Genomic DNA, 18,474 nt, shown 5'->3' on the forward strand with positions numbered 1-18,474 from the left:
CCGGCGATGTCAGAGGACAGGACAACAACCGCCGCCCGATGGGAAACCGAAGATATGGATTCCATCCGGGCTCTGGCGACGCAATTGCGTGTGGACTCCATCAGGTGCAGCACCAACGCCGGCTCGGGTCATCCCACGTCGTCGTTGTCGGCCGCGGATCTCATGGCGGTCCTCCTCACCAGGCACCTTCGCTACGACTGGGAACGCCCGGCTTTGCCAAACAACGACCACCTCATTTTCTCCAAGGGACATGCTTCACCGCTTCTGTACTCCATGTATCGGGCCGTGGGCGTGGTCGAGGAAGAGGAACTGCTGAACACCTATCGTCAGTTCGGTGCCCGGCTTCAGGGCCACCCGACGCCGGTGCTGCCTTGGGTGGATGTGGCGACCGGCTCGCTGGGACAAGGGCTGCCGGTCGCCGTCGGTGTGAGCCTCGGAGGACGGTACCTGGACAAGCTTCCCTTCCACACCTGGGTGTTGTGCGGAGACAGCGAGCTGGCTGAAGGGTCCATCTGGGAGGCCCTCGACAAGGCCGCCTACTACAAGCTCGGCAACCTCACCGCCGTCGTCGACGTCAACCGGCTCGGTCAGGACGGCCCTACCGAACTGCAGTGGGACATGGACGCCTACGCCAGGCGGGTAGAAGCCTTCGGGGCCCGGCCCCTCATCATCGACGGCCATGACCTCAGTCAGATAGACGACGCCCTGAGCCGGGCCCGCAGCGACGACGATCAGCCGACGGTGATTTTGGCCAAGACAATCAAGGGTAAAGGGGTACCTGAGATCGAAGACCAGAACGGCTGGCACGGCAAAGCGCTCCCGGCGGACATGGCCGAGAAAGCCATAGCTGCCCTTGGCGGGCCGAGCAGTGTCCGCGTGACCACCCGGTCTCCGGAGTCGGGCACGCCGGCAATCACGCCGGAAACTCACGGTTCAGTCGCGCTTCCGGATTGGAAAATTGGCGACAAAGTGGCGACCCGGGCCGCCTTTGGCGCCGCCGTGTCCGCGCTTGCGGTCCGCCCCGAAGTGGTGGTCCTCGACGGCGAGGTGGGGAATTCGACCCATGCCGGGGACTTCAAGGAGGTGGCCCCTGAGCGGTATTTCGAAATGTTCATTGCCGAGCAGCAACTCGTCGCCGCAACCATCGGCCTTTCGGTCCGCGGTTACGTGGCCTTCGCCTCAAGTTTCGCGGCTTTCCTGGTTTCGCGGCCATTCGACTTTATCCGCATGGCCGGAGTCTCGGAAGTGAATATCCGGCTCGTCGGTACGCATGCCGGCGTTGAAATCGGGCAAGATGGTCCTTCGCAAATGGCCCTGGAGGACATAGCGGCCATGCGGGCAGTGCACAGCTCCACGGTGCTCTATCCGGCCGACGCCCCTTCGACGGCGCAGCTCGTGAGCACCATGGCGGACACGCCCGGAATCTCCTACCTGCGCGCCACCCGGGGAGCCTATCCCGTGATTTACGGGCCGGACGAACAGTTCCCCCTTGGCGGGAGCAAGGTCCACGGCGCCGGCCCCGACGACCAGGTTGCCCTCATCGGCGCCGGCGTCACGCTCCACGAATGCCTCGCTGCCGCAGAGGAGCTGGCCCGGTCGGGGATCAAAGCCCGGGTCATCGACCTCTACTCCATCAAGCCGGTCGACGTCGACACCCTGCGCCGGACGTGCCTCGAAACCGATGGCCGGATTGTTGTCGCAGAAGACCACTACCCACAAGGCGGGATCGGCTCGGCCGTCCTCGAAGCGCTCGCGAGTGCCAACACGCCCAAACTCCATATGGCGCTGCTCGCGGTAAGGGAACTTCCTGGCTCGGGCGAACCCAAGGACTTGCTCAACGCCGCAGGTATTTCCGCGCGCCACATCGCTGCCGCGGCCCGCGACTTGGTCATGGACTGAGGCCGCAACGGTGCGACGGCGCGCGCGCCGGCGTTCGCGTCACAAACTGTCGTTTCGAGGCCATTTTCATCCTTCTGATCCGCAAGCGATGAACAATCCGGGTGCCCTCATTACTATCTAGAGTGGATGGGGGCGAATTCCCGACGTGGCTGGGACTTGCCGGGATGAAATATCAGGAGCTGGCAGTGTCGGAACCTTTGGAGTCTGAAGACCCGCTCGTCGAGCCGGAACCGGTTCTGGTTCCCGGCGACGACGGTGACAGCCTGGCGGCTTTGCGTGGGCAAGCGCAGGACATCATAGACGAGGTCCTCAGCGGAACCGAACCGAGCGGCGAGCACCTCCGGGCAAAGCTCAGGTCCAGCATTGCCCGGCACCCCGGATTCCCGGAACTAGCGCTGCTTGAGCACCTGATGAACCGGGCGAGTGGCAATTGACCCACCCTGCGGTTGCACACGTTTTACACAGGGTTTACTCACGCGGTCTTGTTAGCCTCAACACAGTCAGCACAGACTGAATATCACGTGAAAAACGATTCACGGTGGTTGTTCAACCAGAGCAGCGGACGAGGAATGCAGTGATGCTCCGTCCCCGCCGGTAGTGAAGTCGCTACTGAGCGGGATCCGCAGACCGGGAGGTAGCAGTGGCCGGCATATTTGAAGTGTTTGTTGACGGGGAGTCCTTTTTCAGGTTCCGCCTCAAATCACCTGACGGCGTCGTCATCGCTGTTTCGACGCCGTTTGAGGACAAGCCCGCAGTTGTCGCCGGAATCGCCGCCGCGCGGGAATGCGCGGGCATGGGACTGGTCACCGACCTTTGCCCGGCGGCGGGCGCACGCGAACCGGCCGGGATGGCTCGTCCGATGGCAATCCCCCGCAATGCGGGTCCCCAGGCATGCGACGAACCGCGCAAGGCGTCCGACGGATTCCGCACCCGCGCCAAGGAACTCCGGCGCGCGGCAACCGCGCCCAGATGGACCGGCGCGGCGTAAGAGACCAGCAACGTCAGGACCGACGGCGCACTGGGGGACTCACCTGGGTCTCAGCAGGCAAGATGCGCCGCCGGCCGTTTTGGTCCAGCCCTAATTCTTCCACTCATTGTCTGTCGAGGCCACCTTCCCGGCCCATCAGTCAGTCCTGCTTGCGTGCTCGACTTGGCTGGACACGCGGTGGTTCTCCCGGCATCTTCGGGTAGTCGGGCGGGAACGGCAGCTCCCCGAGCCCGGCGCCGACGTCGCGTTCCCACCATTGAAGCAGGACGTCAATTTTGCCTGCTTTGGAGTTCATGTCACCCCAAGGGTCCCCCACGGATTTCAGCCTGCCGGGCACGCTAAGGATCGTAAAGTCTTTCGGGTCCGCCGATTCAAGCTCGTCCCACGTGATTGGACAAGAGACCGGGGCATGGGCAAGCGGCCTCGGGCTATACGCACCGGCTATGGTCCGGTCACGGTTGGCTTGGTTGAAGTCGACGAATACCCGTTCACCCCGTTCTTCCTTCCACCAGGCAGTGGTGACCTTGTCCGGCATTCGGCGCTCGAGCTCCCGGGCGGCCGCGATGACGGCATGCCGTACGTCCAAGAACTCATGCGAAGGCTCGATCGGGGCATAGACGTGGAGTCCCCGGTTTCCTGAGGTCTTGATAAAGGTGGTCAATCCTGCCTCCGCGAGTACGCCTTTCAGCGCAAGAGCCGCGGGAATCGCGTCGTCGAAATCTGTTCCGGGCTGCGGGTCCAGGTCGATCCGCAACTGGTCGGGGTTGTCGGTGTTCTCGGCACGCGACGGCCAAGGATGAAAGACCACCGTGTTCATCTGGACGGCCCACACTGCCGCGGCTGGCTCGTCGAGGACCAATTGGGGATGCGAGCGCGCACTTGGATAGATCACCTTCACCGACCGGACAAAGTCTGGGGTTCCTTTCGGCGGATTCTTGGAGAAGAACTGTTCTCCGTCGATGTTGTCCGAAAAGCGCTGCAGCGAGACCGGCCGGTCACCGTTCGCGGCTATGAATGCTTCCCCGACATCAACGATATAGCGCGCGAGATCCAGCTTGGTGAGGCCCAATTCCGGCCAGAGAACCCGGCTGGGACTGGAGATCCGCATTTCCCGGGGACCGTGCGGCCCATCAACGGTGAGGGTGGTTGCTTCGGTAGCCATGGGGACAAGTTACCCCAGCGTTACCCCGGGCGTCAGCACTACAGCGGATCGAATGGACAAGTGGTTTCCCGCCAGAAACCATTCACCTCTCACGGCGACGGTTTCAGCACCATCGCCGACCCTCCTCCGCGCCGCACCGGCTCGGCGGCAGCGATCATGCGCCCGCCGGGCCCGAACTCGATCGCCGTTGCCGCACCGATCTCCGCGGCCGAGGTGAAGGCATCACCCGATGGCGTGAACTGATGGCCAAACGGTGTCAATTGACTCCCATACGCCGTGATGAAGTCCGGCTCGGCCGTCACTTTGGCGGTGTTCCGTTGCGAAGCACGCGGGGCGGCGATCGCGTCGGAGATGCTCATGCCCAAGTCCACCCTGTTCAGTATCGTCTGCAACACGGTGGTGATGATGGTCGATCCACCGGGTGAACCGAGGGCGAGGAACGGCTTGCCATCCTTGAGGATGATGGTCGGGGACATCGAAGAGCGCGGGCGCTTGCCGGGATCGATTCGGTTGGGGTCGCTCGCGCTGTATACGGCCGAGAAATCGGTCATCTCGTTGTTGAGCAGGAACCCGCGTCCCGGCACCACGATTCCCGATCCGCCGGTCTGCTCGATGGTAAGCGTGTACTCGACCACATTTCCCCACTTGTCCGCGACCGTCATGTTGGTCGTCGAGATGTTCTCGGTGTCCTTCTCATCGGCGAGCGCGGCAGGGGAAGCCGGGCACACGCCGTCGTACGTTGACACATCTCCCGGCGCGACGGGCTTCGTGGCCGCGTGCAGCGGGTCGATCTTGCAGGCGCGCTCCTTGCCGAACAGCGGGTCAGTGAGCGCGGCGGTGGGAACGTCGACGAACGCAGGGTCGCCCACATACTTTCCACGGTCGGCGAAGGCGAGCGCGCTCGCCTCGAGGTAGTGGTGCAGGGCAGCTGGCTTGGACATCTCCGAAAGGTTGACGGTGTCGAGGATGTTCAGCGCCTCGCCTACCGTCGTACCCCCGCTGCTCGACGGCGCCATGCCGTAGACGTCGAGGCCGCGGTAGTCGACGTGGGTGGGCGCTTGGTCCAGGGGCTTGTACGCGGCGAGGTCGGCAGTGGTCATGTGCCCCACGGGGATGGGCAGCGTGGTGGTGGCGGTCTTGGGCGGGGCTTGGACGGTTGCCGCGATCTCGGCTGCGAGCGGACCGCTGTAAAAGGCCTGTGTGCCCTGCTTCGCGAGGAGCCGGTACGTCGCGGCGAGGTCGTGGTTCTGGAAGATGCTGCCGACGGCGGGTGCATCGCCTCCCGGTAGGTACAGCTTGCTGGTGGAGCTGAACGCCTCGAAGCGGAGCTTGTTGTCGAGTGTCTGTTGGCGGAAAGTCGGGTCGACGACGAAGCCGCGGGTCGCGACCTTGATGGCAGGCTGGAGGGCGTCGCCAAGACTCAACGTACCCCAGCGTTCCAGTGCGCGCTCCCAGGTGGCCGCCGTGCCGGGGACGCCTACAGAGACCCCGCTGGTGACGAGTTCGGGGGTGAAGTTGTACGGCCTCCCCGTAGCGGGATCGATGAACGCGTCATGCGGCATCGCCGCTGGAGCGGTCTCGCGCCCGTCGATGGTGCCGATCTTGCCGGTCTTCGCGTTGTAGAACACGAAGTAGCCGCCACCGCCGATCCCGGCACTGTACGGTTCGGTGACGCCCAGCGTGGCGGCGGCGGCGACGGCGGCGTCTGCGGCGTTGCCGCCCTTGCGGAGGACCTCGATGGCGGCAGCGGATGCTTCAGGGTCTACCGTGCTGACCGCCCCGCCGTATCCGGTGGCGGTGGCGGTCTTTTCAGTCTGGCGCGGATCGGCAAAGGCGGGGTTGGCGACGGCGCCGCTCGTCACGCTCAGCGCGAGAACTGCCGTCATGGTGGCCAGTCGAAGTTTGCGATGTGACATGGTCGCTCCTCAAATGGTGGTGCGAGGTGGGTGGGGCCACCCTACTCCGCGGCTACGCGACGCTCAACGGGTCCAGGCAACCCGGCCGCCCCAACAACCTTGTGCAAACCATTGACAAACTTGTACAAGTCTTTCCATACTTGCAGGACAAGGTTTCAACGAAGCAACTGGAGGACAGATGTCGGCAAAACTCACGGATGTCGCAAAGCTGGCAGGGGTGTCCCTGGCAACGGCGTCGCGGGCATTCGGAGACCCCGGCCGCCTGGCAGCCGAAACGCGGCAGAAGGTCATGGCCGCGGCCGAACAATTGGGTTACGACGTGCCAGGAGTAACTGGCAGCCGGACGTTCGGCGTCATCGTCCCGGACATTTCAAATGCGGTGTTCGCCGCCCTCATCAAGGCCATCCAGGACCAGGCCTGGCACGGCCGCCACCGGATGGTCCTCGCGGACACCTCCGAATCGTCCTCGCGTGAACAGGCACACCTCGAATCCTTCGCCACGGGCGTGGACGGCATCATCCTCTGCTCGCCCCGCTTGCCTTCCGAGCAGATTCACCATCTCGCGGGTAGCGCGCCGCTGGTGGTCATCAATGGCGAGGCGGAGCACGCCGCACGGGTGCTCATGGAGGCCGGCGAGGGAATCCGCCAAGCCGTCGAGCATCTCTACGCCCTCGGCCACCGCAAGCTTGCCTACATTCCCGGGCCCGCGTCGTCATGGGCTAACGGCCAACGCCGTGCAGCGATCACCCGCTTCTGCGCCGACTGGGGCATCGAACTCGTCACCGTGGGGAACCAGAATGCAACCGTCGACGGCGGACTGGCCGCGGCGGCGTCGGTGGTCGCCAGCGGCGCCACCGCAGTGATTGCATACAACGACCTGGTCGCCATCGGCATGCTCGCCGGCGCCCGGACCCTCGGCTACCACTGCCCGGAGGACATCAGCGTTGTCGGTATCGACGACCTCGACATTGCCGCCGCGGCAGAACCCGGACTCACGTCTGTCCGCGTACCCATTGACCGAAGCGGCGCCCTCAGCCTTGAGCTCCTCCTCGAGCAGATGGCCGGAAAGCCCACGGCAACGGAAGCCGTCCACCTCAGTTCACAACTCATCGTGCGTGGCTCCACCTTTGCTGCGCGCACCGCAGAGCAAGCCCTCCAGGGAAAGTAACCATGAGAATCGTCATCGCAGACCCCAACCTGATGCCCCACCGCTCCACTTTCGAGGCCGCACTCCCCGAGGGCGCCCTTACCTCCTGGCACGACAGCTGGAGCGAGCATGCAGTACTGACCGACCTCAAAGATGCCGATGTCTACGTCGGGCCACGCTTCACCGAGGCGATGGGCGCGGCCGCCGGCAATCTGCGGCTTGTGCACGTTGGCGGTGCCGGCTACGACGGCATCGACGCCTCCGCTTTGCCCGTCGGGGCGGTCTGCGCGAACACCTTCCACCACGAAAGTTCCATTGCCGAACATATCGCCACCGTTTTGGTGGCGCTTCGCCGCAACCTGCTTGGCCAGGACGCGGCACTTCGGAGCGGCGTCTGGTCTTCGTCTGTCTATTCCTCCGGAATCCGCCAGCCGGAAACACTGCGCGGCGCTGTGGTGACATTCCTCGGATTCGGGCACATCGGCGGGGCGGCATGGTCGCTCCTCAAGGCCTTCGGCGCCGAGGGTATCGCCATCACCCGCAGCGGCAGCGTGGACGCAAAGGCCAACTCCTTGCGCTGGGCAGGCACCACCGAACGCCTCGGCGAGGCACTCAGTGAATCGGACATTCTCGTGGTCAGCATCCCGCTCTCGGAGCAAACCACCGGCATCATCGGCGCGGCAGAACTCGACGACCTCGGCCCGGACGGCTTGCTCGTCAACATTGCCCGCGGACCCGTCGTCGACGAAGCCGCACTCTACGAAGCCCTGAAAGACCGGCGGATCGCGGGGGCCGCGATCGACGTCTGGTACCAATACCCGGGAACTGACGGCCGCGGCGAACCGTCCACCCTGCCGTTCGGCCGGCTGGACAACATCATCATGACCCCGCACTCCTCCGGCGTCACCGCAGAGACTTTCCGCAGCCGCGCACTCGAGATCGCCGAAAACATCACCCGTCTTTCCACAAACCAGCCGCTGAAGAATGTAGTGATTTCCCGATGACCCGAAAAATCGTCGACGTCGACGTCCTGGTAACCAGCCCGAGCCGCAACTTCGTCACCCTCAAGATCACCACCGACGACGGCATCGTCGGTTGGGGTGACGCCACACTGAACGGCCGCGAACTCTCCGTCGCGAGCTACCTCCGCGATCACCTCGGCCCGGCCCTGCTCGGCAGGGACGCAGACCGCATCGAAGACACCTGGCAATACTTTTACAAAGGCGCGTACTGGCGCCGCGGTCCGGTGACCATGGCCGCGATCGGCGCCATCGACCTCGCCCTCTGGGACATCAAAGGCAAGGCCCTTGGTGTTCCGGTCTACCAGCTCCTGGGCGGCGCAGCCCGCGACAAGATCCTCACGTACACGCACGCCACCGGCTGGGACCTGCCCGAACTGTTGGACTCGGTTGACCAGCGCCGTGAACAAGGCTTCCGCGCCGTCCGCGCCCAGTCCGGCGTCCCCGGGCTCGACAAGGTTTACGGCGTCACCAAGGGCGCCGCGAGCTACGAACCCGCCGGCCGCGGTGCCGGACCTGTCGAAGAAGACTGGGACACCGCCGCCTACCTGCGCCATGCACCAAAGATCCTCAGCGCAGTCCGTGAGCACGTCGGCCCCGAGCTTAAGCTCCTCCACGACGTCCACCACCGCCTCAACCCCACCGAGGCAGCCCGCTTGGCCCGCTCCTTGGAAGACGTGGACCTCTTCTGGCTGGAAGACGTCACCCCCGCGGAGAACCAGCGCTTGCTCCGCACCCTGCGCCAGCAGACCACCATTCCTTTGGCCATCGGTGAAGTCTTCAACACCGTCTGGGATGCCGAGTTGCTCATCACTGAACGGCTCATCGACTACATCCGCACCGCCGTCGTGCACGCCGGAGGCATCTCCCACGTCCGGAAGATCCTGGCCTTCGCCGAGGTGTACCAGATCAAAGGCGCACCCCACGGTCCGTCCGATGTCTCCCCCATCAACCTGTCCGCATCACTGCACCTCGGCCTGGCCACGAGCAACTTCGCCATCCAGGAATACATGGGCTACGACCCCAAGGTGTCCGAGGTCTTCCAATCGAGTTTCCGTTTTGAAGACGGTTACCTGCACCCTGGCGAAGAGCCCGGCCTGGGCGTCCAGGTAGACGAAGATGCCGCTGCGAGGTTCCCCTACACGCAGGCTTACCTGCCCATCGCCCGGGAGCTCGACGGCTCCATGAAGGACTGGTGAACCATGGCCACGCCACGCCTCCCGCAGCTGAACGCCGAAACCCCCGGAATCCTTCGCCGGATCGTCGCCCCTGCACCCGGCATCGTGCACCTCGGCTTCGGAAATTTCCATCGCGCGCACCAAGCGGTCTATACGGATGCCGCCGTCGCGGCGCAGGGCGGCGACTGGGGAATCATTGGGATTTCCAGCCGTTCCTCAGCCATCACTGATGCCATGCACGCCCAGGACATGCTCTACACCGTCGTCGAAATCTCGCCCGAGGGATCCAAGTTCTCGACCCCGCGCGTGCATACGGACGCCTTTGTCGCGGCACAGGAACCACAACGGGTCGTAGCCGCCATTGGCGCCGAGACCACGCGCATCGTATCCCTGACGGTCACCGAAAACGGCTACACCTACAGCCCCGCGACTGGCTCGCTGAACGTTGACGATCCTGACGTCCAGCACGACCTCGCGAACAGCCCAGTCCCCCGCACTCCCATCGCTCAGATCGTCCGCGGACTCCAGCGCCGGGCACAGACCCACGGCAAAGCGGTGACGGTCCTCAGTTGTGACAACCTCGCAGACAACGGGCACCACACCCAACGGCTCGTCCACGAATTCGCCTCACTGCTCCCGGCCGGCGAGGCCGCCGAGACGGTGCAGTGGATCGATGCCAACGTCACCTTCCCCTCGTCCATGGTTGACCGGATCGTGCCCGCCACGACGGACCACTACCGCAGCCTCGTCGCCGAGCAACTCGGCTACGAGGACCAGATCCCCGTGCCAGCCGAGCCCTTCACAATGTGGATCCTGGAGGACAACTTCATAGCGGGCCGCCCGGCATGGGAGGCAGCAGGCGCCATCTTCACGGACGACGTCGCAGCCTACGAGCAACTCAAGGTCCGGCTCCTGAACGGCACCCATTCGCTGATCGCCTACCTCGGAGCCCTGTCCGGTGCAGCCACCATTCCGGACGCCACCGGCATCGACTACATCGAAGCCGCCGCCCGCCGTGTACTCCGTGACGAGTACCTGCCGAGCATCACGGTGCCCGCAGCCGTCGACGTCGAGGCCTACGAGGAGCAACTCTTCTCGCGTTGGCGCAACTCGGCATTGGGGCACCGGACCAGCCAGGTGGGCAGCGATGGTTCCGTCAAGCTCCGCCAGCGGATCCCGATTCCTGCCTTGGAAATGCTCGACGCCGGCGCCATGCCCCACTACCTCGCCCTCACGGTCGCCTCATACTTGTCATGCATCGCACCTCTTCGGGGATTCGACCCCGGCAACCACGCCAATGAGATGCAAGACCCCGCCCGGGAAACACTCCAGGAGCTCGCAGCGGGATCCGGCTCCGGGCGGGACCTCGCCGCGAAGGTACTTGGCGAACGCCATCTTCTGGGTGACGAACTGGCTACTCGCGATGACTTCATCCGCCGCACCGGTGAGCTGATCGACATCATCCACCGGCAAGGCCCCCTGGCCGCCGCAAACGCGGCAGCCGAATCCGCCTCACTTCTACCCGCACAGACCCGGAGCATCCGATGACCACCCATGCAGTCCACCTCGCCGACGGATCGTCCCTGCCGCTGACCACGGAAGCGGCTGTCCTGCACGGCGCAGGGGATCTCCGTATCGAAGAGAACCCCCTGAAGACCCTCGGGCCGAACGATGTCCTCGTTGAAATGCGCTCCGGCGGCATCTGCGGCTCAGACATGCACTACTTCGCCGACGGCCGCAACGGCACCAATGTCCTCCGGCAGCCTACGGTCCTCGGCCACGAGGGAGCCGGCGTCGTCATTGCGGCAGGTGAGGCCGCCACCGTTGCCGCGGGCACCGCCGTCGTGATTGAACCCGCGTTGCCGTGCCGGAGCTGCCCCACGTGCCTCTCCGGACGCTACAACCTCTGCCCGGCGGGGACGTGCTTCGGTTCCCCGCCCACCGACGGCTTGTTCGCCCGCCACGTAGTGGTGCCCGAAGCCGCGCTTCACGTTCTGCCGGAGAGCGTCCCGGCCGAGATCGGGGCAGCGATCGAACCGCTTGCCGTCGCCGTCTGGGCGGTTGAACGCGCCCAGGTGCAGGCCGGACACCGGGTGCTGATCACCGGCGCAGGGCCGATCGGCCTGCTCGTGGCGCAAGTGGCGGCCTCCCGCGGCGCGTCAGAGATCGTGGTGACCGACGTCAACGACGACCGCCTGGCTGTTGCCGCCCGGTTCGGCGCCACCCGGACCATCAACACCTCGGTGACGGCGTTGGATCTGAAAGACATGGACCGCCTGATCGAATGCTCCGGCAACACCAGGGCCCTGGCTGACGGCATCCTGACACTCGCCCCAGCCGCCCGGGCAACCGTCGTCGGCCAGGCCCGCCCCACCGTCGACGGGATCCCGCTCGGTTTCCTGCAACGCTTCGAAATCGACCTGGTGAGCGCGTTCCGGTACGCCAACGCCTTCCCGACGGCGATCCAGCTCGCCTCCTCAGGGGTAGTGGACCTCCGGTCAATCATCACCGCAACATTTCCCCTCGCCAACGCGGCGACCGCACTCACTGCCCCCGTGACAGACCCCACCAACCTCAAAGTCCTCATCACCTACTGACTCGGCCCAAGTACGGGCCAGCGGACATCCATTCAAAGGAGTATGGAAATGACCACAGCAGCAAACCTCCCGCCCACGCCGGTGGACCAAAGCAAGGTCCGGAAGGCCGCCATCGCCGGACTCATCGGCACCACGCTTGAACTGTACGATTTCGTCATCTACGGCACGGCGTCGGCACTCGTCTTCAGCAAGCTCTTCTTCCCCAACATTTCCCCGGCGGCGGCGCTGCTGGCCAGTTTCAGCACCTTCGCCGTCGGATTCCTGTTCAGGCCCCTCGGCGGGATCTTCTTCTCCCACTTCGGCGATCGACTCGGCCGCAAATGGGTCCTGGTAGTGACCCTGCTGCTCATGGGTGGAGCGACGCTGGCAATCGGGCTCCTGCCGACCTTCGGCCAGGTAGGTCTCCTTGCCCCGATCCTGCTGTGTGTCTGCCGCGCTGCCCAGGGCTTCGGCGCCGGAGCGGAGCAATCGGGCGGCGCAACGCTGCTCACCGAATCCGCCGCGCCTGGAACCCGAGGCAAGCTGGCATCCCTCATCATGGTCGGCGCCGCCGCCGGAACGGCGCTCGGAGCACTCGTGTGGATCGCAGCCCAGTCGCTGGCACCCAACGACATGCTCACGTGGGGCTGGAGGCTCGTCTTCTTCTCCAGCATCTTCGTCACGATCGCCGCGCTGGTCATCCGACGCAAGCTGGACGAATCGCCGGTCTTCGAAGAGATCAAGCAGGCCCGCACGGAACCCCCGGCGCCTCTGCGCGAAGTTGCCAAATACGGCAAGGCCAACGTCCTGCGCGTCATCCTGATGAACCTCGGCGTCAGCACGCAGTCCTACACCATTCAGGTGTTCATGGCCTCGTACCTCATCACCGTGATCGGAACGGACCCGAAGTTCATTCCTCCCGTGCTCCTCATCGGTTCGCTCTGTGGCGGAGTCGCTGCGGTGTCCTTCGGAATCCTTTCCGACAAGATCGGACGACGACGCGTCGTCTCACTCATTACCGGCGCCCTCATCCTCTTCCCCGCCCCTGCGTTCCTGCTGCTCACCACCGGCTCGCCGGTAGCCATCGTATTGGTGATCGTGGTCGGATTCGTCCTGGCATGCCAAGGCGTGGTGGGCGTGCACATGAGCTACTTCCCTGAGATCTTCGGCAGCCGTTACCGCTACGCGGGTGTCACCTTGGGCCGCGAGTTCTCTTCCATCATCGGCGGAGGCATCGCTCCCATGATCTGCGCTGCCCTGCTGGGCATGTTCAGCAACTCATGGATTCCTGTGGCGATCTACATGTCGGCGACCATGCTCATCAGCTTCATCGCCACCCGCATGTCCCCGGAAACCCTCAACCGCGATTTGACCGACCCTGAGGATGCAGCACACGGCAAAAGCGGGGTTGTCCCGGTGACCTCCGAAGCGCAGCACGTCCAGTAGCACCCTAAGGGCTCCCGACGGCGGCGAGTGCCGCCGTCGGGAGCCCCGGCCAACCAACCAAGATACAAAGGACACATCCAATGCTCAGCCTCGAGAACCCGGGCACTGCCTCCCGTCCCGCTCCGTCCGCCATCCTCCGCGACACCAGGGTCGTTGCAGTGCTGAGGGCCCGGCACGCCAAGGACTACGGCCCCGTCGTCGAAGCCCTGCGGGACGGCGGTGTGCTCAGTATCGAGCTGACGCTGAGTACCCCGGGAGTATTCGAGGAACTTCCCCTGCTTCGGGAGCGGTTCGGCGAATCCGTGGAAATCGGCGTCGGCACGGTGACGACGGCTGCCGAGGCCGAAACGGCACTCGACCTGGGCGCCGCGTACGTCGTTACGCCCATTACCGAACCGGACGTCATCACCGCCTGCACCCGACGCGGGGTGCCTGTCTTTCCTGGTGGGCTCACCCCCACCGAGCTCCACACCGGTTGGAAGCTGGGCGCCACAGCCGTCAAGGTCTTCCCCGCCTCCACGGTCGGGCCCGGCTACGTATCGCAACTCCGCGGCCCCTTCCCCGACATCCAGGTGGTCCCTTCCGGCGGCGTCAATATCGAAGACGTACCTGCATGGATACGCGCAGGAGCATTGGCAGTCAGTCTCGGAGGACCGCTCCTCGGCGACGCCTTCAAAGGCGGGAGCCTGACTGAACTGACCGCACGGGCCCGGCGGGTCCGAAACTTCGTTGATGAGGCACGTGAATCCCGATGAGTCACGGAATATATGTCGTCACCCTTGGCGAAACCATGGCGCTCATGGCTTCGGACAAGGCCGGCCCGCTTGCCCATGCGTCCACCATGAGCCTCGGCATCGGAGGTTCTGAGTCCAATGTTGCCATCGGCCTGCAACGTTTGGGTGTCCAGGCCGTCTGGTGCGGCCGCGTCGGCGCGGATTCCCTCGGCCAGCTTGTAGAACGGGAGATCCGCGCTGAGGGCGTGGACGTCCGCGCCATAGTCGACGACGACGCGCCCACGGGTCTGATGATCAAGGAACGTCGGACCCCCACAGCCCAGAAAGTTGCGTATTATCGCTCCGGCAGTGCAGGCTCACGGATTGTCCCCGACGAGGTCGACGAAAGGCTGATTGCCGGGGCCGCCCTGCTCCACGTCAGCGGAATCACCCCGGCGCTTTCTCCGCAAGCCGCTTCCACCCTTCAGTACGCTATCGCCGCAGCCAAATCATCCGGTGTTCCGGTCTCTTTCGACCTGAATTACCGCAGTAAGCTCTGGAACGCCGACACCGCAGGAAGCGCCTACCGCGAAATTATCCCGGACGTCGACATCGTTTTCGCCGGTCTCGAAGAGGCTGAACTCGCGGTCGGGACAGTTCGTGACGCCGAAGAGGCCGCCCGGCGCATCGCGGCCATGGGTCCTCGCCAAGTGGTTATCAAGTTGGGTGCAGACGGCGCGTTGGCATTCGTCGACGGCAAGGTCTTCAGGCAGGGCGCACTGGTCATCGAAGCCCTCGATACCGTGGGTGCCGGAGACGCGTTCGTCGCCGGATACCTGGCTGAATTCGTCGGAGGCTTGGAGCCGGAGGAGTGTCTTCAGACAGCCGTCAGCGCGGGTGCTTTTGTGTGCCTCGTCCCCGGCGACTGGGAGGGGCTCCCCCGGCGCGATGAACTGCCACTCCTCGGGAACCACGAACCGGTCAGTCGATGAGCAAATTCTTTGTGGGGGCCTATGCGGCCGCGCCAAGCCTAAGCGGATGGGATCCTTCGGCTGAAGGCAGCTTCCTCAAATCCGTCCTGGAACTGGACGGCGTTGCCGGCCTCGAAGTCCCCTTCGCGGGGAAGCTGCACAAGGACGACGAATCCTGGTTCTTGCGGCAGTTGCCCGAGCAAGCAGACTTCATCGTGACCACCATCCCCGGGACCATGGCCCGCCTTGGCTCAGACCCCGGCTTCGGCCTGGCTTCAACTTCCAGGGCCGGGCGCAAGGCGGCAATCGACTTCATTCGAGAGTCGCTGAACGCCGCCGGAAGGATCAACGAGAGCCTTGGCCGAGCCGCGGTTGTTGCCGTTGAGATCCATTCAGCGCCTTGGGCAGATGGACAGCGGGCTTCTGCGTCCGCCTTGGCCGGCTCTCTGAAGGAAATATCTGACTGGCAGTGGAACGGTGCGCAGATTGTGCTTGAGCACTGTGATGCATTTGTCCCCGGTCAAGTGCCTTCCAAGGGATTTCTCCCGCTCCACGTTGAAGCGGAGACAGTGCACCGGGTAAACGAGTCAAGCGGCCGATCCATGGGCATTGCCGTCAACTGGGGGCGGTCAGTGATTGAGCAACGCAACCCGGATGCCGCTCCGGAGCACATCAACTTCCTGCGCGGGAGTAACCTGCTCGGCGGGTTTGTGCTCTCGGGCTGCGCAGGGGTTGACACCCGGTACGGTGCGGCCTGGGCCGATGTGCATGTTCCTCCTGCACCCCCAACCTCGCTGCGCGCCCGTCCGGACGACGAATCGCCTGGGGGCTTGGATGTCCTCGAGCCGGGGTCCCTCTTGACGGTGGACCGCATGGAGGAATGCCTGCGCGCGGCGGGTCCGGCGTCCGGCAAGGATTTTCGGGGAATCAAAGTTGCCGCCCCTCCGCACGCAACAGTGGAGCAGCGTGTGGCGGTCATCTCGAAAACGCTCGATCTGGCCCGCGCTGCGGAGAGGCAGGGCGGGCAGGGCAGGACAGGCGAGTTTCGGCCGAACCGTAACCTTCCCCTAGGGCCGGACGATTACGCCTGAGGGGACGAATGTCCATGGTCCGGCAAGGGGGCCTAGACTATACGGGCTCCGTCGGTTCGAAGAAAGCGAGGTGAAACCGTGTCGGATGGCCCTATTGCTGGAGACAGCGATGCCCTTGTAGCTGGTCGGTACAGGCTGGGAACCTTGATCGGCCGCGGCGCCACCGCGTCTGTGTACCGGGCGCAAGATGAGAGGCTAGGCCGCGACGTGGCGCTGAAGCTCTTTTCTCCCCTGCTCGGCGGGCCGGACGAGCTTGCCCGGCATGAAAACGAGATGCGGCTCCTGGCGACTTTCAATCATCCCTCACTCGTCACTCTCTTCGACGCCGGTACCGACGATCGGGACCCGGAGCATGCCCGGACATTCCTCGCCATGGAACTGATTCACGGTCCGGACCTGTATGCCAGACTGCGGGGCCGACCGCTGTCGCCCCAGGACGTAGCCCATATAGGAGCGGATCTGGCTTCGGCCCTGGAATACGTCCACGGGCGCGGGATCATCCACCGCGATATCAAACCCGCGAATGTCCTCCTGCCTGATGCCCCCGTAGGATCCCCCATCCGGCCCAAGCTCACAGACTTCGGGATCGCCCGCATCATCGAGGGAACGCGCCTGACCGCAACAGGCACGATGGTGGGAACCGCCGCATACCTGAGCCCGGAACAGGCCACCGGCTCTGTCCTCGGACCGTCAAGCGATATCTACTCCCTCGGACTCCTCCTCCTCGAATGCCTGACCGCAAAGCTCGAATACCCGGGAACCAGCGTGGAGTCGGCCGTTGCGAGGCTCCACCGCCCACCCCGTGTACCGGACGCCCTGGGGGCGCGCTGGGTTGACCTCCTCACCGCCATGACATTGACTGAACCTTCTGCACGGCCCGGCGCACTAGAGGTTGAGCGAGCACTTCGGAGTGCCTTCGGTTCCGGCGTCCCAGCGGCGATACCGGCTGGCGCCAATGGAGCCACGCAGGCCCTTCCCCGCATGCCCGACCGCCCGCCCCGCACCGCCAAGGCAACCATCCAGATGCGGGTGCAGCCCGAGGCAACGGCGAGGCGAGGGAAGCCCGTAAGCCGCGCGCGCAGCTCGGCGTGGGCTGTCGGCGCCGCACTTCTGACCGCCGCCCTGGTGATCGTTGGCGTGAGCGCCTTCCAGCCGCCTGCTCCCGCGGCCCCGGACCCATCCGTCTCGGCAACGCCCACGCCCACGCCCAACACCCCTACGCCGACGCCCTCACCGAGCATTGAGCCATCCACGCCGGCTGCGCCTGTTCCGGTGGCACCGGCACCGGGACATCACAAGAGCAGCGGCAAGGGAAGTGGCGGTTAGGAACCGGCGCTGAGCTGACGAAAGCTAGCTTAGCGGGTCGTACATGAACTCACGGAGCTCCTGCGGGCAACGGCGGGCCGGACGGCAACGACCCGTTTGACTACCATCCGGGTTCATCGAAAAGGGGAGGGTCGGCACGCCGACCCTCCCCTTCGTTCCTGCTGTTGCTAGATTCCGCCGTCGCGGGTGTCCCGGGTCACGATGCGGTCCCCCGTGACCGGGTCAACCGTGGCGCGGCTTTCGCTGATTCGGCGGGTCCGGCGCGGGCCGAACACGAAAAGGGAAACGATCAAGCCGATGACGCCGACGACCATGAGGATGTAGCCGACCATATGGAGGTCGATGAAAGACACGACGTCTCCGGGGATGGCGAATGCCAAGATGGCGCCTATCGCTATTAGGAAGATGGATGATCCGATTCCCACTGCTGTACCTCCTGCTGAACCGCGGACCCGGCGGTGGCGGGTATTACTAAGGTTACTTTGCATCGCCAAAACTACACGTCAGCACCTCATCCGGCAACCACGCGCCGCGGATCCGGCATCCGAGCGGCATATCGCTTAAAACACTAAGGGTGCTTTGTTTTTTGGTGACCGCCGGGTAGCGTCCATTAGAGGGCGACCATATGTGTCTATTGGGGAGGTCAGCGAATGGCTGGGAAGTTTGAACTGTTTGTCGATGCGCGGGAACGCTACAGGTTCCGGCTGAAGGCAGCGGACGGCACCGTCATGGCGGTCTCGAAGGATTTTGAGACCAAGCGCGCCGCAGTGGTGGGAATCCGCGAAGTGCGGGCATGTGCGGGAATGGGACTGATCACGGACCTGTGTCCGAGCCAGCCGGCCGCATCAGGGGCAGCGCCGGAAGTCTCTTCCCCCGCCGCGGCCGCAGAGGGGCAGCCCCGGGTCCGGAATTGGCTGGGCCGAACCTCTATCGTCCGTAGACGCACCCACAAAGCGCTGACGTCCAAGCGTTGGCTGAACCTGGTCAAATAGCACCCGGTCAAATAGCACAGAACTGCAGAAATGGCCGGGACTCATGAGTC

At 64.6% G+C, this 18,474-nt stretch carries 17 protein-coding genes; 14 read left to right on the forward strand and 3 right to left on the reverse strand.

All coding sequences use genetic code 11. The features are described from left to right. Window positions 1–6: 6 nt before the first annotated feature. The 3 genes from ABEA18_RS16175 to ABEA18_RS16185 all read left to right on the forward strand — a co-directional run bounded on the left by ABEA18_RS16175 (window position 7) and on the right by ABEA18_RS16185 (window position 2,887). Window positions 7–1,899: a transketolase gene (locus ABEA18_RS16175; RefSeq protein ID WP_345450703.1), complete on the forward strand. Its 1,893-nt coding sequence runs from the start codon at window positions 7–9 to the stop codon at window positions 1,897–1,899. A gap of 185 nt (window positions 1,900–2,084) precedes the next feature. Continuing rightward, a complete protein-coding gene (locus tag ABEA18_RS16180; RefSeq protein ID WP_345450705.1) occupies window positions 2,085–2,333 on the forward strand; it encodes a hypothetical protein in 249 nt (82 codons plus the stop codon). Between the two features lie 206 nt (window positions 2,334–2,539). Continuing rightward, the gene (locus tag ABEA18_RS16185) at window positions 2,540–2,887 is read left to right on the forward strand and encodes a YegP family protein (protein ID WP_345450706.1); all 348 of its coding nucleotides are present in this window, start codon (window positions 2,540–2,542) and stop codon (window positions 2,885–2,887) included. A gap of 139 nt (window positions 2,888–3,026) precedes the next feature. Here ABEA18_RS16185 and ligD read toward each other — a convergent pair whose 3' ends face one another. Next, window positions 3,027–4,049, reverse strand: coding sequence for a non-homologous end-joining DNA ligase (gene ligD / locus ABEA18_RS16190; protein ID WP_345450707.1), 1,023 nt, complete (start codon window positions 4,047–4,049; stop codon window positions 3,027–3,029). Window positions 4,050–4,138: 89 nt separating this feature from the next. Further along, window positions 4,139–5,965, reverse strand: a complete 1,827-nt coding sequence (gene ggt, locus ABEA18_RS16195; RefSeq protein ID WP_345450709.1) for a gamma-glutamyltransferase — start codon at window positions 5,963–5,965, stop codon at window positions 4,139–4,141. Between the two features lie 178 nt (window positions 5,966–6,143). Here ggt and ABEA18_RS16200 point away from each other — a divergent pair, with 178 nt between their 5' ends. The 10 genes from ABEA18_RS16200 (at window position 6,144) to ABEA18_RS16245 (ending at window position 17,432) form a co-directional block, all read left to right on the forward strand. Next, window positions 6,144–7,133: a LacI family DNA-binding transcriptional regulator gene (locus tag ABEA18_RS16200; protein ID WP_345450711.1), complete on the forward strand. Its 990-nt coding sequence runs from the start codon at window positions 6,144–6,146 to the stop codon at window positions 7,131–7,133. A gap of 2 nt (window positions 7,134–7,135) precedes the next feature. Then, a complete protein-coding gene (locus ABEA18_RS16205) occupies window positions 7,136–8,116 on the forward strand; it encodes a 2-hydroxyacid dehydrogenase (RefSeq protein WP_345450713.1) in 981 nt (326 codons plus the stop codon). Beyond that, window positions 8,113–9,330, forward strand: coding sequence for a D-mannonate dehydratase ManD (manD, locus tag ABEA18_RS16210; RefSeq protein WP_345450715.1), 1,218 nt, complete (start codon window positions 8,113–8,115; stop codon window positions 9,328–9,330). Before ABEA18_RS16205 ends, manD begins: the two co-directional genes overlap by 4 nt. Before the next feature lie 3 nt (window positions 9,331–9,333). Continuing rightward, window positions 9,334–10,857, forward strand: a complete 1,524-nt coding sequence (locus tag ABEA18_RS16215; RefSeq protein WP_345450717.1) for a mannitol dehydrogenase family protein — start codon at window positions 9,334–9,336, stop codon at window positions 10,855–10,857. Then, window positions 10,854–11,906 (forward strand): alcohol dehydrogenase catalytic domain-containing protein, encoded by a 1,053-nt coding sequence (locus tag ABEA18_RS16220; protein WP_345450719.1) that lies wholly within the window; start codon window positions 10,854–10,856, stop codon window positions 11,904–11,906. Before ABEA18_RS16215 ends, ABEA18_RS16220 begins: the two co-directional genes overlap by 4 nt. Before the next feature lie 48 nt (window positions 11,907–11,954). Then, the gene (locus ABEA18_RS16225; RefSeq protein WP_345450721.1) at window positions 11,955–13,331 is read left to right on the forward strand and encodes an MFS transporter; all 1,377 of its coding nucleotides are present in this window, start codon (window positions 11,955–11,957) and stop codon (window positions 13,329–13,331) included. A gap of 80 nt (window positions 13,332–13,411) precedes the next feature. Continuing rightward, window positions 13,412–14,086 (forward strand): bifunctional 4-hydroxy-2-oxoglutarate aldolase/2-dehydro-3-deoxy-phosphogluconate aldolase, encoded by a 675-nt coding sequence (locus ABEA18_RS16230; RefSeq protein ID WP_345450723.1) that lies wholly within the window; start codon window positions 13,412–13,414, stop codon window positions 14,084–14,086. Then, window positions 14,083–15,036: a sugar kinase gene (locus tag ABEA18_RS16235; RefSeq protein WP_345450725.1), complete on the forward strand. Its 954-nt coding sequence runs from the start codon at window positions 14,083–14,085 to the stop codon at window positions 15,034–15,036. The genes ABEA18_RS16230 and ABEA18_RS16235 overlap by 4 nt, the downstream gene beginning before the upstream one ends. Further along, a complete protein-coding gene (locus ABEA18_RS16240) occupies window positions 15,033–16,106 on the forward strand; it encodes a DUF4862 family protein (protein WP_345450727.1) in 1,074 nt (357 codons plus the stop codon). Before ABEA18_RS16235 ends, ABEA18_RS16240 begins: the two co-directional genes overlap by 4 nt. 78 nt (window positions 16,107–16,184) lie before the next feature. Continuing rightward, window positions 16,185–17,432: a serine/threonine-protein kinase gene (locus ABEA18_RS16245; RefSeq protein ID WP_345450729.1), complete on the forward strand. Its 1,248-nt coding sequence runs from the start codon at window positions 16,185–16,187 to the stop codon at window positions 17,430–17,432. A 167-nt stretch (window positions 17,433–17,599) separates the two neighbouring features. Here ABEA18_RS16245 and ABEA18_RS16250 read toward each other — a convergent pair whose 3' ends face one another. Continuing rightward, on the reverse strand, window positions 17,600–17,857 hold the full coding sequence (locus ABEA18_RS16250) for a DUF6458 family protein (protein WP_078107972.1): 258 nt from the start codon (window positions 17,855–17,857) through the stop codon (window positions 17,600–17,602). A gap of 225 nt (window positions 17,858–18,082) precedes the next feature. Here ABEA18_RS16250 and ABEA18_RS16255 point away from each other — a divergent pair, with 225 nt between their 5' ends. Next, complete coding sequence (locus ABEA18_RS16255) at window positions 18,083–18,424, forward strand: YegP family protein (RefSeq protein WP_345450733.1); 342 nt, start codon at window positions 18,083–18,085, stop codon at window positions 18,422–18,424. Window positions 18,425–18,474 lie beyond the last annotated feature (50 nt).

It is taken from the genome of Arthrobacter gyeryongensis (assembly GCF_039543785.1).
Taxonomy (GTDB): Bacteria; Actinomycetota; Actinomycetes; order Actinomycetales; family Micrococcaceae; genus Arthrobacter; species Arthrobacter gyeryongensis.

Coding starts and splice junctions, on each gene's coding strand:
- ligD (WP_345450707.1), bottom strand. CDS start 4,049: ATGGCTACCGAAGCAACCACCCTCACCGTTGATGGGCCGCACGGTCCC.
- ABEA18_RS16175 (WP_345450703.1), top strand. CDS start 7: ATGTCAGAGGACAGGACAACAACCGCCGCCCGATGGGAAACCGAAGAT.
- ABEA18_RS16240 (WP_345450727.1), top strand. CDS start 15,033: ATGAGCAAATTCTTTGTGGGGGCCTATGCGGCCGCGCCAAGCCTAAGC.
- ABEA18_RS16235 (WP_345450725.1), top strand. CDS start 14,083: ATGAGTCACGGAATATATGTCGTCACCCTTGGCGAAACCATGGCGCTC.
- ABEA18_RS16200 (WP_345450711.1), top strand. CDS start 6,144: ATGTCGGCAAAACTCACGGATGTCGCAAAGCTGGCAGGGGTGTCCCTG.
- ABEA18_RS16220 (WP_345450719.1), top strand. CDS start 10,854: ATGACCACCCATGCAGTCCACCTCGCCGACGGATCGTCCCTGCCGCTG.
- ggt (WP_345450709.1), bottom strand. CDS start 5,965: ATGTCACATCGCAAACTTCGACTGGCCACCATGACGGCAGTTCTCGCG.
- ABEA18_RS16230 (WP_345450723.1), top strand. CDS start 13,412: ATGCTCAGCCTCGAGAACCCGGGCACTGCCTCCCGTCCCGCTCCGTCC.
- ABEA18_RS16215 (WP_345450717.1), top strand. CDS start 9,334: ATGGCCACGCCACGCCTCCCGCAGCTGAACGCCGAAACCCCCGGAATC.
- ABEA18_RS16225 (WP_345450721.1), top strand. CDS start 11,955: ATGACCACAGCAGCAAACCTCCCGCCCACGCCGGTGGACCAAAGCAAG.
- manD (WP_345450715.1), top strand. CDS start 8,113: ATGACCCGAAAAATCGTCGACGTCGACGTCCTGGTAACCAGCCCGAGC.
- ABEA18_RS16255 (WP_345450733.1), top strand. CDS start 18,083: ATGGCTGGGAAGTTTGAACTGTTTGTCGATGCGCGGGAACGCTACAGG.
- ABEA18_RS16205 (WP_345450713.1), top strand. CDS start 7,136: ATGAGAATCGTCATCGCAGACCCCAACCTGATGCCCCACCGCTCCACT.